Origin of the sequence: Laceyella tengchongensis, assembly GCF_900182735.1 — a bacterium.
Lineage (GTDB): Bacteria > Bacillota > Bacilli > Thermoactinomycetales > Thermoactinomycetaceae > Laceyella > Laceyella tengchongensis.
Map to the genome: position 1 here is coordinate 94322 of NZ_FXTU01000003.1, position 13746 is coordinate 108067.

Here is a 13746-nt window from a genome sequence, read left to right on the forward strand (position 1 = left end):
GTTGAAGCCACGTATCACAGTAATTACCTTAGGCGTGGATGATTTGGAAAAGTCATTGGCATTTTATCGTGATGGGTTGGGATTTTCCACAGAAGGCATCATCGGGTCAGAATATGAGCACGGCGCAGTGGCTTTTTTTGACTTGCAATCAGGGTTGAAGCTTGCCATTTGGCAACGCAAAGATATTGCTCATGATGCAAACGTTCCACTGACCGCGTCCAGCCCTGTTGAATTTACCCTTGGACATAATGTGGGAAGCAAAGAAGAAGTGGATCAAATAATTGATCAGGCAAAACAAGCGGGTGCGACCATTACAACCCCAGCGCATGACACCTTTTGGGGCGGGTACGCAGGTTATTTTCAAGACCCCGATGGGCATCTGTGGGAAGTGGTCTGGAATCCGCAGTGGGAGATTTGAGACTAAGGACGTATTTACTACTTGAAGGAGAGTGTAGATGGTGCGCAAAACCTGTGTTCCGACTGGAGTGGAGCCGACAGATACGGGCTTTGGATATACATTGTCCTTAATCGGCGGCAAATACAAAATGATTATTTTATATTGGCTGTCTGAGAATAAGGTTATGCGTCACAATGAGCTGAAGCGGAGTATTGGCAACATTTCCTTTAAGACGTTAAGTGTGATGTTAAAAGAGTTGGAGGCAGACGGCCTGATCATTCGCAAAGAATTTCCCCAAATCCCCCCAAGAGTTGAATATTCCTTGTCTGAACGAGGCCGTTCGCTGATTCCCTTGTTAAATATGATGTGTGAGTGGGGAGAAAAAAACAGATTGCCAAAGGTCGAAACCAGAGAACGGTAGGTATAGCGAGTTGTTTAAATGAAAAGAAGTATCCCCATAACCAGGTGATACTTCCTTTTTGCGTGTTAGATCTGGTCGATAAAATTCACATATTCCTGGGCGCTTTTTGATACTTCGCTTGCAGATGGCTTGTGTTCTTCGCCATAAAACGCAAAAAACGAGCGGTAATCTGCATTGCAATACTTAAAAGTCATTTCAAATGGAACCAACACTTCATCAAGTGTATACTGATATCGTCCATTTTTGCTGTAATCCTCTTTTTTAATTCCTGCCGTCACGCCTAAAGCAACTTTACGATTCTTGAATTTATCTCCATGTGAACCATAGGCCCATCCATAAGTTAAAACATCGTCTAACCACTTTTTCAGGAGAGGAGGGCAATTAAACCAATAGATTGGGAATTGTAAAATAAGATTGCCATGTGACTCAACCAACTTTTGTTCTTTTTGCACGTCGATGTTCCCATCAGGGTAAACCTTGGCCAAGTCGTGAATTGTATATTTTTCTGGATATTTACTTAGCTCTTCTACCCACCGCTTATTAATGACCGATGTTTCTATGTTTGGGTGAGAGACAATAACCAGTGTTTTCATCAGCGGTTCCTCCTTCAAGGATATTTTAATTTGAGTATAAGATGATGACTATAGATATGTAAGTATGCACTTTTATTACAGGTACTTACCAAAAGGTGAGTGTTGTATCTTAAGTTGACTCTTCAATTGAAAGAGAAAGATGAGAACTAACCATGAATAATAATCAAACAAGTTTGTAGCACAAACATATGCCAACCAGTAAATGTTTATGGTAGGATATCAAAATAGTATTTCTTATTGGATAAGTCAGATCTATTTATTTGTCCTGTGCCATGCAAACGGACAGAAGGGAGAGAGGGAAATGATAAATTTGTCAATGTTAGAGAAGAAGCTTGATGAACTGTTTCAACTAGACCGCTTTGGTAGTGATCCTGCGTTTAGTCGATTTATTCCCATGGTTTATGATCCGATTGGATTTGATTGGAGAAATGTATTTCATTATAAATTCACACAACAATTTAATGGCTTGATGCTAAAAGGTGCTGAAGAAGTTAGCAATGTATTTTTGGCCGTGTTTCCAACCGATGATGTTTTAACCAAGTTCCTGGATCAATCTCAAGAAGGGGATTTGCTGTTTATGCATCATCCACTGTTTATGGAATGTGGAGATCCAAGGGGGGCATGGGGAAAAGGATTTGTTCCTATTAAGGAGCATTTTATCGACGCTGTTCGTGAAAAGAAATTATCCATTTATACTTGTCATATGCCCATGGATGTTAATAAAAAGGTAGGAACAAGTATATCAATCGCAGAAGCCTTCCATGCAACGGTGGTTGATTCATTTTTCGAAGAATGTGGCTTGATTTGTGAAATACCCGAGACAAACACAGAGGCACTCATTCGCAAGTCATTACAGATCTTCGATATTCCTTATGTGGATTTTGAGGGAAGGCACTTGAGTAAAATCAATCGGATTGCTATTGTGGCTGGATGTGGAGATAAAGTCAGTGCTATGAAAGAAGCAGAGGAAAAAGGAGCCCAAGCATATATCACCGGAGAAGTTCATTGTCATATCGATAATGATTATGGTCGGCAGAGATATCAACAGATGATGGAGTACGTTAATCAAACTTCGATGTCGTTGATCGGTGTCTCCCACGCGGCATCTGAGTTTTTAGTCAAGAAAACACAGATGAAAAACTGGTTAGAGAAGCACTTTGATATACATTGTATTCTGTTACCACAGGATAAATGGTGGAGATAAGCAATTATGACACTCAGCAGGGAAACAATGAAAAAGACTATCTCCTTTTGCGAGATAGTCTTTTTTTATTCTTTAATTATCTAATCCTTGTTGTTCCTTGTTTTTTCTTATGACGACCAACAGTTGTCCCAGTAAGGTGACTAGTACAAGGTAACCGGCGGCATATGGAAGGTGAGAAGGTGCCAATCCGGCTAGCATCATCATTCCCCCAAGTGCGGAACCAATCGCACTGCCTAAATAATTAGCGGAACTGTTTGAAGCAACAGTAGCTGCACTATGATCAGGTTGCAAGTGAAGTAATACATGTTGTTGCGGGGCTTGTGAGGCCCAGCCCATTCCTCCCCAAAGAACAAAGGGCAGGAAGCCGAGAATAGGAAATTTGAGTCCCAAGGGCAAGCTGAACATGGCAAAAGCCATGATGGCTAGAATACCGACCATGAGCCAGCCTGGTCGGCCCGTTCGATCGATCAGGCTACCAATGGAAAAGCTCCCGATTACCCCACCAATCCCCCATGCCCATAGGTATGGCGTAATGTGATGAATGTCTGCCAGGCTATGCAAGATGGATGCGATATACGTATAGAGACCTAAGCTCGCAATGCTAGTCAGAAGAGTAACTCCAATGGTTGCTGCAACCCGTTTATTGGTCAGCATTGCAATACGTTGACTTAGAGACGGTGGCGCCGAAGCCGGAAAGTTGGGAAACCAGATCGCAATACCCATCATGGCGATTAGACCAAGCACAGTGATGAACCAGAGAGTCCCGTGCCAACCTAGATATTCAGCAACGATCATTCCTAGAGGAACACCTACGACTCCATGCTCATGCCACCTAGCACCATACCAAGAGCACGGCCTCGTTTTTCTTTGGAAACGAGGGATGCGGCAGCTGTAGCAGCCAGTGGAGAAAAAAGCCCAGCTCCCATCCCTGCAACAGCACGAGACATAAGTAGCCAGAAGAAACTCGGGGCTAAAGCACTAGCTCCATTACCTACTGAAAATACGGCGAGTGCCAATAATAAAATCCGGCGCATGGGTTTTCCAGCCAACAATGTAGCAAAAACTGGAGCAGCCAGTGCATAACAAAGAGTGAACACGCTAACGACTTGTCCCGATTCAGAAGCACTGATTTTGAATGTTTCTCCGATATCGGGGAGTAGACCAGCCACCACATAAGCATCAAATCCAAGAGCGAACATGCCGATCGTGAGGAGAAGAACTTTTCGCATCATAGCCCCCCTTATTTTTTGCACCATATGTATCATGGTTGGATACATAACTAAATTTGAGGCCAACCCTGATAAGGATTTCTACATAAAACGATATGTTATAATGAAACGAGCCTTTACACCCGAAAGAATACCAAACTATTAAGGCGAGCAGAACAATTGATATTTTCGAGGGCTATAACGATTGGTTATATCAATTGGAGTGAAACAGATGAATATAGAGTGGTTCCAAAGTTTTGTTGAAGCAGCTAAGCAACAAAGTTTGTCTAAAGCCGCCAAAGCACTTAATCTTTCTCAACCGGCATTAAGTAAACATATCCGTAATCTAGAACATGAGCTTGATATTGTATTATTTCATAGAACATCTACCGGTATTGAACTGACAGAAGCCGGCGAACGTTTTTACAATCGAATTGTGCCTGTCCTCGCTGAATTAACCGCGATTCGTCAAGAGTTAAGACAATTTCGCCGAACTACCCCTATTGCCATCGGGAGTCTACCTAGTCTGGCAACTTATTATTTACCTCCAAGGATCAAGGAACCTCGCCTCTTGGATCGACCAATGACATTAATGATTCAAAACACTTCGTGGGAACTGATACAATCATTACAGGAAGGTAGGCTTGATGCAGTCTTTGTTGATACATCAGATGTTGGGGATTCTTTGTGGAGTTGCGAATTGTTTACAGAGTCTTACTATGTGGTGTTTCCTTTACATCATCGTTTCCGTTCGCGAAAAACGGTTGAGTTTGCCGAGCTCTGCGATGAACCACTAATCGTACACCAAGCCCCTTGTGATACAAGAAAGCATATCATCGAACAAATGGCGTTGCTGGGCCATAAGCCTAATATCATTAGCGAGGTAGCGTTTGGAGACTTTATTCTTGGGGTTGTAGCAGCAGGGATGGGTATCACCATTCTCCCCGAATTGATGGCTAAAAATATCGGCCATCTTCAGCTGTTCGCTCTGCCTATTACTAATTTCGGAAGAAAAAGATCGATTTCTATAGCTACTCGTAGTCGGAAGCTTGGATTGCAATTATATAAAGTCATCTCAACAACAGTTGAATCTCCATCTACTTAGTAGTGATGCAGGTAGCATTCTGCGTCACTTTTGGTTTTGACGATAAAGTGGCTATCGTACATGTGTTTACGGTAAACATTTGAAAATCAAGCTTGTAAAAGGGGGAGAGTGAACATGATCTCCTTACCCTTTTAGGTATCAGCACAAAGAATCATGAAACGACAATCTCGATTAATATATAAACAAGTTTGTAATACAAACAAAAAGCGCACTTAGACACAACTAAAATGTATAACAGGCCCAATACCGCGTTCGTGCAACCAGTGGTAAAGGAGATAAAATAAAGATACATTAAGAAAACCAGCTTACTTTACTTTGGTTTAATTTATTAGGCATTTGTTTCCAACTCCTGTTTTGTCAAATTTCTGTATTTAGGGGGAGGCTAATAAAACATGAAGAAAATCGTGGGGCAATTGGAAGAATATTCGAATGCCTTAGATCAAAATGGATATTTTAGTGGATCGATTTTAGTCGGTTATAAGGGTGAAGTTTTAATATGTCAGGGATATGGCTTAGCAAATGTGGAAAATAATGTCCCTAATACTCCGCAAACAAAATATCGAATCGGCTCAATCACTAAAGGGTTTACAGCAACTGCCATTTTGCAATTGCAAGAACAGTGCGCTGGTGCATGGGTAGGAAATCAATGAGAACCGTATCTAGACGGAACGCGTGTAAAGTTTATCATTCAATAATATAAGGTAGAATAAGACCGCGCTATGCGGTCTGCCGTGACCCGTGTTTCAGGAGTTTAACCTTAAGGAACCCTCAAGATAAGAACAAAGGGGAAGAGAAGAAATGTTCTCCTCATCCCCTTTATTTTATTTAATCAATCCCAGAAATCTACTGTTGCGGTTCCACCGACGTCCTTTTCGACATAAAATTCAGCCTTTTTGTTGTCTCCATCCACATAACCGCCAATACCTCGGAAAACCCCACATTGACCGGCACTTAAGTATACATATCCCACATATTCATCTGCGTTGTCTGGATCGTATTCATATAAATAATATGTGGTGGATGGGCCAGATACGAGGCAAACCATAAAGTCCCCTCCACCAGAAGACGCGTATGCGCTGGAATAGGTGAAGGTGGAAGAACCTACATAATCCCATTCCCCAGGCCCATAAATGGATGCCCCGTTTCCACTCGACACAGTTGATTTGGGAACGACCCAACCCTTTTGGCCCACTTCGCTGGCAGAGGCGGTTGTGAATGGAATGATTAAAGCGCAAGCCAATGCCAAAAGACAAAGACTAACTCGTTTTAAATTCATCCTCAGGTCTCCTTTTTCATAAATTTAATTATATTATGAATATATCATAAATAATAATGAAATAAAATAGAAATTATATAAATAATTACTATTTTTATGTCATTTTTAACTCTTTCACTTCCCTTCTAAACCTTAATCTAAGTGGTATCATGAATTTAGGGTGATGAAAATGTTGTATGACGACGACCACCTTGATTTTGAAGTCAAGCAAAAGCGATATATCCACTTAGAGGTGTCTCAAGATAGCGGAGGCATACTAAGACCAACTCGACCACATCATCGATCCAATATTGAATGATATGGCCGAGCTCTGACACTACTTCCGCCGAGCACAAGGCCAGATCATTCAAACGGTGCAATTGGTGGGTGAGCGAATGGTGCAGTATGTCTGGAAAGGAGAATGAGGGTGGAGTGCGGGGAGATTCTCAAAGAATAGTTGATGTGGTTCTTTTGCCAATTTGATTTATTTAGGGGGAGGCTAATAAAACATGAAGAAAATTGTGGGCAAATTGGAAGAATATTTGAATGCCTTAGATCAAAATGGATATTTTAGTGGATCGATTTTAGTCGGTTATAAGGGTGAAGTTTTAATATGCAAAGGATATAGCTTAGCAAATGTGGAAAATAATGTCCCTAATACTCCGCGAACAAAATATCGAATCGGCTCAATCACTAAAGGGTTTACAGCAACTGCTATTTTGCAATTGCAAGAACAGGGAGTTCTTTCCGTACAGGATACTATAGATCGCTACCTTCCTGACTTCCTCAATGGTAAACAAATTACCATTCATCATTTATTAACTCATACTTCTGGTATTCCTGATTTCACTAGTTTTCCAGATTATTGGACACGTATTATGCGATTACCATCTACATTGGATCAAACCATAGCGTTGTTTAAGGAGCTTTCACTAGAATTTACACCAGGAGAGCGTTTTTCGTATTGTTCTTCATCCTATCTACTTTTGACAAAGATTATTGAACAACTATCAGGTCAATCCTATGAAGAGTATCTGAGACAATTTATTTTTCAACCCCTTCATATGAATAATTCAGGTGTAGACAATGGTCGTACCATTTTGAAACATATGGCTTCTGGATATACCATATGGAAGGAGAAGATTCATTCTGAATTTATAGACATGTCCATACCGCTTGGAGGCTACGGACTATATTCTACAGTAGAGGATTTATACCTATGGGACCAAGCTTTATATACCAATCAACTTATTTCAGACGAGTCTCTTTGCTCTATGTTTTATCCTTATCAGCAAAATTATGGTTACGGATGGGCCATTCAACAGATTGAGATCGGTGGTAAAAAGCGGACTTGTATAAGTCATTATGGAGATATTAATGGCTTCTGCGGTGACATTCTTCGATTTGTAGATGATAACTTAACAGTAATTGTACTAAGTAATCTTAGTTTTACTCCAGTGACTTGGATAGGTAAAAATATAGCCAAAGTGTTTTTCGGCGTTCCTATCAAGATTCCAGAGGCAATTCGATCCGTAGATTTAAATGAAGCAACGATTCATCATTTGCTTGGAACCTATCAAACAGAGAACTCAAATCGAGAGTTACAGATTACCTACGAAAAAGGGCAGCTATATCTTACGACAACCAAAGTACATGGCGCTCCTTGTCAATATCCTATTCATCCTATATTTATAACTGAGAAACAAATAGAATTTGTTACAGAGTACATGGATGAAAGCTTAATTTTTGAACTAATAACAACTACTCCACGATTATGGTATAGAGAAATGGATAATCTAACCCTCTATCTGATCAAATAGGGGTAAATCCGAGATACGTGTAAAATATACAGTTACAAATGGAGAAAAATAGAAAAAGCCGATTCCTAGTAAAGGAACGGCTATTTATAGATATCACATGCTCTCGTACTCTTTGACCACCTTATAAAATGAGTTCTTTTTCAACCCAAGTAACCGCATGAATTCAACGCCTGTAATCTCTCTGTCTTTCCATCTCGGATAGTGAGAGACTAATAACTGGCGTTGCTCATGGGACAGCGTCTGTAAATTGATCTTGGGTCTTCCTAAATGTTTACCTTGGGCTTTTGCAAGCGCTATGCCTTCGGCTTGGCGCTGTTTGATTTTCTTCCGTTCTTGTTCGGCAACATAGGAGAGGAGACTCAAAAACTGGTCCTCCATGAGTTTGCCGATATCCCCCATCTCTCGATATTTGCGGCTATCAAACAATGTTTCGTTTTCCAGTACCACAATATCTGCTTGAATTTCCCTCGTGATCTGTTTCCATTCTTGGATGATTCCATCATAATTCCTGCCAAGACGGTCGAGAGCGTCCAGATAAAGAAGATCCCCTTTGCGAAGGATACGCTTCATTATCTGGTAACTGGGCCGCTCAAAATCCTTCCCACTTTGCTTATCAATGAAGATCATCCGTTCCTCGATTCCTAACTCCAACATTTTTTTGATTTGGCGTTCCTCATTTTGATCTGCAGATGAAACACGAACATAACCGATTTTCACCATGAATCCACTCCATAAAATGGATTTTATCCCTTTTATTGTATCTAATTACGTTTCCAAAGGTATATGTATTTTCATAAACGTTTAAAAAGTGATTTTCATACATTTTTAAACGCATGAAACTGCATGGATTTCATAGTTTTTAAAGGTCTACTTTTAGGGGTAGAGGTAGCATCCGTCGATTTTGGGGTCATTTGCCCAACAAATGGAAAATGACTTGAAAAGCCGTTTGGCCTCAAGGGGTACCGCCAGCAATTTAAAAAAATCCTACGCTAAGCAACCGGAATAAGACAAACAACCTCGTTATTCCACTCTAAGGAAAAGCCCTATTACTTCCAAAACCGGCGTGGTATAATTCTACCCGTTCTATTCATGTAAGATTGATACTCTTCTCCAAACTGATTGAGCATCATTTGTTCTTCGCGCGGCACACGTAAGAAATAAAGCAGGCTGAACGACAACAAATGGGACCACCCTGCTATCCAGTTATGCAATAACAAAACTTGAGCAACTCCCCACATCCAAATGGCTGCATACATGGGATGCCTGATATATTCGTATACTCCACTGGTAATAAGTTGATGTCCTTTCCTCAATTCAAGGGTATAAGACCAGTTTCGTCCCAGATCAGCGTGAGAGCACCAGAATAGCCAGAAGGCTACAACGAGGACCATAACTCCAGCCCATCCCATCCAAGATGGCAGCTGATAATCGGCAATTACTCCGCCACCTATAAAAAAGGCGAAAAATGAACATTATTATCAAGCCCGTAAAATAGATGATTTTGAACATACGTTGTCCTCCCTCAGCATTTTATGATGGGAGGAACCCGACCTTGTGAAAAGAAAGTCGGGTTCCTAAAGAGCGGGTGGACTTATTCTTTTACCTTTAGCAGTCGAAGTCCATTCAAGGTTACAATCAACGTCGCTCCCATATCTGCAAAGATGGCCATCCAGAGAGTAAGCCATCCCGGAACAATCAACAGTAAAGCAATGGCTTTAATCGCCAAGGAAAAGGTAATGTTTTGCTTGATAATTCTCAGGGCTTGACGACTTAGCCGGATGGTAAACGGCAATTTTTTCAAATCGTCTGCCATGAGTGCAATATCCGCCGTTTCAAGTGCTGTATCCGTTCCAGCTCCGCCCATGGCAATCCCAACGGTCGAGGTCGCCAGAGCAGGCGCATCGTTAACCCCGTCACCGACCATTGCTACTTTGGAACCGTCTGACCGGAGTTGTTTGATAAACTCCAATTTATCTTGAGGCAACAATTCGGCTTGAACTTCTCCAATCCCTAACTTTTTGCCGATGGCTTCAGCAGTGGCCGGGTTATCCCCTGTCAACATAACTGTCTTCTTAATACCAAGCTCGTGTAAGCGTTGAATTACTTCTCGGCTGTTTTCCCGTACTTCATCCGCTACGGCGATGAGAGCCAGCATTTCGATTTTTGTTCCAAGTACCATCACGGTTTTACCTTGTTTTTGAAGGTCGACGATGGTCTTCTTCGTTTCTTCCGGTATACCAGCTGGTAAAAGTTCTTCAAACAATCCCGGACTACCAATGTAGTAAAGGACTCCGTTTACCTTCGCTTGTACGCCTTTACCTGTCAGAGAGGAGAAATCTTCTACCTCTTGGATCGGAATGGATTCTTCCTCTGCTTTCCGCAGGATCGCCGAAGCTAATGGATGTTGGGAGTTTTTCTCAATAGATACCGCAATACCCAAGAGTTCTCTTTCTTTGTTTGGTATGAGCGAGATAAAGTCTGTCACTACAGGAACTCCGCGTGTTAAAGTCCCTGTTTTGTCAAAGGCAATGATCGAAAGGGCTCCGGCTTCTTCCAAATGAATTCCGCCTTTGATGAGAACCCCGTTTCGTGCGGCATTTCCGATGGCCGTCACAATGGATACTGGTGTTGAAACAACCAATGCGCACGGACAACCAACGACCAAGAGAGCCAATCCGCGATAGATCCAATCGCTCCAATCCGCTTGGAACAAGAGAGGCGGAACCAAAGCAACCAGGAACCCAGCAATCAAAATTGCGGGGGTATAAATCTTAGCAAAACGATCGACAAAGGCTTGAGAAGGTGCTCGTTCCGCTTGAGCTTCTTCGACCAAATGGATGATCTTTGCAATGGTCGTATCTTCCACCCGTTTGGTTACTTTAACTTCAAGCAATCCTTCTTCGTTTAAAGTACCTGCATACACTTCATCGCCGACGTTTTTTGCCGCAGGGATGGATTCCCCGGTAATCGGAGCTTGGTTAATCGAGGAACTTCCTTTGACTACCACTCCATCCATGGCCAGTTTTTGCCCTGGCTTAACGATCATAATGTCCCCGATCTGGATCTCATCGACTGGAACCATGATCTCTTTATCTCCACGGCGAATCAGGGCCTGTTTGGGTGCAATATCCATGAGAGTACGAATCGATTGACGGGCTTTATCCATAGAGTAAGTCTCCAATGCCTCACTTATGGCAAAGAGAATGACTACGGTTGCACCTTCTCCCCATTCACCTATGGCCGCTGCACCCAAGATCGCAATCGTCATCAGGGTGTACATATCAAATTGTAGTCGTGTTAGATTAAGTAATCCTTTCCGGAATAATGCGTATCCGCCAATCAGCATGGAGAGCAGGTAAGAAACGACAGAAGGGATACTTTTCTCTCCATAAGACTCACCCATCAACCAACCAACTATGAGAAATACCAGAGAAACACCAACTTGAATGGTTTCTCTCCGCTTCCAAAACGGTTCTCTCTCCATGCGTACTTCCTGGTTTTCGGGATAGATCTTTAGGTTTTCAAATGCACCAGCCTTCTCTAGATCTTGTATGGAAGGATTCCCATAAACGGTGATTTTAGAGGCTCCAAAGTTCACCTTGGCATCCTTTACACCTGGGAGTTTTTTTACATTCTCTTCAAACTGCGCTGCACAACTGGCACAGGTAAAACCTTGGACGCGATACACTTTTTTATCTTGCACTTGTTCCATTTGTGGTCAACTCCTTACTATGATCAAACGCCAATTGCACAAGTTGTTTCACATGATCATCGTCTAGAGAATAAAAAACGAGCTTCCCTTCTTTCCGGTACTTTGCCAAGCCCATGTTACGAAGTAAACGCAAATGATGAGAAGCCGTAGCCAAGGTAGAATCAATAATATTAGCTACGTCACAGACACAAAGTTCATCCTCTTGCACTAAGGCATAAGCAATTTTTAAACGAGTTGGATCTGCAAGTGCTTTAAACAGTTGGGCTGTATCCATCGGTTTCACTTTTTCTAATGAAGTTTGAACTCGCTTGACCTTTTCTTCGTCGTAACAATATATTTCACAGCGATCTTCACTCAATGATTTGCACCTCACTTTAATAATCAAATTATTATTTGATTGAAGTATAAAACGGAATCACTACACAGTCAAATGGTCATTTGATTATGACATTATTATGGGAGAATCACCGTGAAAATATACATATCTGTTTCATCGTAGAAACTCCATTCTGCGATATAATCGAGGGAGGTTCCGTCAGAGAACGCCGATCAGTGGATTTTCAGCGCTGCCAAATCAGAGTGAACGAAGGCAAAGGCAAGAAAGACCGGATCGTGCCGTTCCCAACTACCTTCAAAGAGCTGTTGGCCATGCATGCCGATAGCGCGGAGAAAAAGGGTGCCGTCTACCTGTTTGAATCGTCTTGGAAGAAAAAATACACGGACCGCGGCATTCGGAAAATCCTCAAGAAGTATTCCGATCAGGCCGGCATGGTCCAATCCATTTCGCCGCATAAATTGCGTCACTTCCTGTTAACGTGGCTCAAGAAACAAGGCATTGACGATGCACTCATTCAGCCTTATTCTGGACATGCAAGCCGCAAGTCGCTTGAAGTGTATTCTAAGTTGGCCATTACTGATGCTCAGGATGAATATGAACGTGTCATCCCTGAGTTTCCTATATAAACACGAAATGACTTGAGTTCCCATGTGGTTCTCAAGTCATTTTCCATTTGTTGGGTAATGACCCCAAAATCGACGGATGCTACCTCTACCCCTTTTAAGGACGTTGCGATAAATAAAACATCAACTTTTTTTGATTTATGCATTGACGAATCAAAATAAATTGATGTATATTCAAATCAAGAAAAGTTGATATGAAGTTACAGGAGAGTGAAAACGATGATATTAAAACCCCATGTAGCGATTAACGTGAAGGACTTGAACAAATCTGTTGTTTTCTATACGCAATTGTTTGGAGTTGAGCCGGTGAAAGTTCGTCCTGGGTATGCTAAGTTTGATCTGGAACAACCAGCTTTGAACTTCACTTTGAATGAAGGCGGAGAAGTAAGTGGCGGTCTGAATCATTTGGGGATTCAAGTGAAATCCACGGAAGATGTGTTGGCTACCAAAGAACGTCTTCAAAAAGAAGGCCTTGCTACTTTTGACGAGATGAATACGACTTGCTGCTATGCGCGCCAGGATAAAATTTGGGTCACCAGCCCGGATGGGCACCGTTGGGAAGTGTTTACCGTATTAGCCGATGCCGAAGAAAAATCCAATAAATCGGCCGCTGAACCGAAACAATCAGAAACCGATTGTTGCTCTTAATCAATAAGAAGTAAGGAGGGGAGCGCGATGTCCCTATCGACAGAAAAATTTGCTCAAATCGCCAAGGCTCTTGGCGATCCGATTCGCATCAAAATCCTTGATCTCATTCAAGCAGGATATGATCAACTTGGCACTTCACCTCCTGTTGCATGTTGTTCCGGTGGTGTCTGTGTTTGTGATATTCAGAAGCAAATGAATATGGGACAATCCAAAGTCTCTTATCATCTGCGAGAATTAAAAGACGCAGGCCTCCTTCATGAAACGAAAGTAGGTAAATGGAATTTCTATGCAATCAACCATAAAATATTGGAGTTGTTTCGAGAAGAATTTCAATATCGATATCGGGAGGCAGAAACTATTGGAACCAAACTGGATCATTCGAAAAGCGTCCGAGCAGGATCTCACTAGTGAACGAAAAAGAAC

General features: G+C 41.9%; 17 protein-coding genes. 9 read left to right on the plus strand and 8 right to left on the minus strand.

Going from position 1 to position 13746, the window contains the following annotated elements:
* Position 1: 1 nt before the first annotated feature.
* Together QQZ12_RS07440 and QQZ12_RS07445 are read left to right on the plus strand one after the other, a co-directional pair.
* Positions 2-418 (plus strand): VOC family protein, encoded by a 417-nt coding sequence (locus QQZ12_RS07440; RefSeq protein ID WP_106342214.1) that lies wholly within the window; start codon positions 2-4, stop codon positions 416-418.
* A gap of 37 nt (positions 419-455) precedes the next feature.
* Positions 456-818, plus strand: coding sequence for a winged helix-turn-helix transcriptional regulator (locus tag QQZ12_RS07445; protein WP_189318821.1), 363 nt, complete (start codon positions 456-458; stop codon positions 816-818).
* A 65-nt stretch (positions 819-883) separates the two neighbouring features.
* Here QQZ12_RS07445 and QQZ12_RS07450 read toward each other — a convergent pair whose 3' ends face one another.
* Positions 884-1411 carry an NAD(P)H-dependent oxidoreductase gene (locus tag QQZ12_RS07450; protein ID WP_102992509.1) on the minus strand — a complete coding sequence of 176 codons (528 nt, stop codon included), beginning with the start codon at positions 1409-1411 and terminating at the stop codon, positions 884-886.
* Positions 1412-1712: 301 nt separating this feature from the next.
* Between QQZ12_RS07450 and QQZ12_RS07455 the strand changes: the two genes are divergently transcribed.
* A complete protein-coding gene (locus tag QQZ12_RS07455; RefSeq protein WP_102992508.1) occupies positions 1713-2615 on the plus strand; it encodes a Nif3-like dinuclear metal center hexameric protein in 903 nt (300 codons plus the stop codon).
* 72 nt (positions 2616-2687) lie between these two features.
* On the opposite strand, the gene QQZ12_RS07460 is transcribed toward QQZ12_RS07455, so the two are convergent.
* Complete coding sequence (locus tag QQZ12_RS07460) at positions 2688-3410, minus strand: MFS transporter (RefSeq protein ID WP_262983025.1); 723 nt, start codon at positions 3408-3410, stop codon at positions 2688-2690.
* A gap of 14 nt (positions 3411-3424) precedes the next feature.
* Positions 3425-3844, minus strand: coding sequence for an MFS transporter (locus QQZ12_RS07465; RefSeq protein WP_262983024.1), 420 nt, complete (start codon positions 3842-3844; stop codon positions 3425-3427).
* 211 nt (positions 3845-4055) lie between these two features.
* Between QQZ12_RS07465 and QQZ12_RS07470 the strand changes: the two genes are divergently transcribed.
* On the plus strand, positions 4056-4928 hold the full coding sequence (locus tag QQZ12_RS07470) for a LysR family transcriptional regulator (protein ID WP_102992507.1): 873 nt from the start codon (positions 4056-4058) through the stop codon (positions 4926-4928).
* Positions 4929-5320: 392 nt separating this feature from the next.
* Positions 5321-5578: a serine hydrolase gene (locus QQZ12_RS07475; RefSeq protein ID WP_102992506.1), complete on the plus strand. Its 258-nt coding sequence runs from the start codon at positions 5321-5323 to the stop codon at positions 5576-5578.
* 179 nt (positions 5579-5757) lie between these two features.
* Here QQZ12_RS07475 and QQZ12_RS07480 read toward each other — a convergent pair whose 3' ends face one another.
* On the minus strand, positions 5758-6204 hold the full coding sequence (locus QQZ12_RS07480) for a hypothetical protein (protein WP_102992505.1): 447 nt from the start codon (positions 6202-6204) through the stop codon (positions 5758-5760).
* Positions 6205-6692: 488 nt separating this feature from the next.
* Between QQZ12_RS07480 and QQZ12_RS07485 the strand changes: the two genes are divergently transcribed.
* A complete protein-coding gene (locus QQZ12_RS07485; RefSeq protein ID WP_284724202.1) occupies positions 6693-8003 on the plus strand; it encodes a serine hydrolase domain-containing protein in 1311 nt (436 codons plus the stop codon).
* Positions 8004-8096: 93 nt separating this feature from the next.
* On the opposite strand, the gene QQZ12_RS07490 is transcribed toward QQZ12_RS07485, so the two are convergent.
* The 4 genes from QQZ12_RS07490 to QQZ12_RS07500 form a co-directional block, all read right to left on the minus strand.
* A complete protein-coding gene (locus QQZ12_RS07490) occupies positions 8097-8723 on the minus strand; it encodes a recombinase family protein (protein ID WP_189318820.1) in 627 nt (208 codons plus the stop codon).
* 326 nt (positions 8724-9049) lie between these two features.
* Positions 9050-9454, minus strand: coding sequence for a protein-S-isoprenylcysteine O-methyltransferase (locus QQZ12_RS17075; protein ID WP_431606303.1), 405 nt, complete (start codon positions 9452-9454; stop codon positions 9050-9052).
* Between the two features lie 140 nt (positions 9455-9594).
* Positions 9595-11715, minus strand: a complete 2121-nt coding sequence (locus QQZ12_RS07495; RefSeq protein ID WP_102992502.1) for a heavy metal translocating P-type ATPase — start codon at positions 11713-11715, stop codon at positions 9595-9597.
* Positions 11696-12073, minus strand: coding sequence for an ArsR/SmtB family transcription factor (locus QQZ12_RS07500; RefSeq protein WP_223247939.1), 378 nt, complete (start codon positions 12071-12073; stop codon positions 11696-11698). Before QQZ12_RS07500 ends, QQZ12_RS07495 begins: the two co-directional genes overlap by 20 nt.
* A gap of 194 nt (positions 12074-12267) precedes the next feature.
* On the opposite strand from QQZ12_RS07500, the gene QQZ12_RS07505 reads away from it, so the two are divergent.
* The 3 genes from QQZ12_RS07505 to QQZ12_RS07515 all read left to right on the plus strand — a co-directional run bounded on the left by QQZ12_RS07505 (position 12268) and on the right by QQZ12_RS07515 (position 13731).
* Positions 12268-12678 carry a tyrosine-type recombinase/integrase gene (locus tag QQZ12_RS07505; RefSeq protein ID WP_102992501.1) on the plus strand — a complete coding sequence of 137 codons (411 nt, stop codon included), beginning with the start codon at positions 12268-12270 and terminating at the stop codon, positions 12676-12678.
* 216 nt (positions 12679-12894) lie between these two features.
* Positions 12895-13323: an ArsI/CadI family heavy metal resistance metalloenzyme gene (locus QQZ12_RS07510; RefSeq protein WP_102992500.1), complete on the plus strand. Its 429-nt coding sequence runs from the start codon at positions 12895-12897 to the stop codon at positions 13321-13323.
* A gap of 27 nt (positions 13324-13350) precedes the next feature.
* Positions 13351-13731 (plus strand): ArsR/SmtB family transcription factor, encoded by a 381-nt coding sequence (locus tag QQZ12_RS07515; RefSeq protein WP_102992499.1) that lies wholly within the window; start codon positions 13351-13353, stop codon positions 13729-13731.
* The last annotated feature ends 15 nt before the right edge of the window (positions 13732-13746 follow it).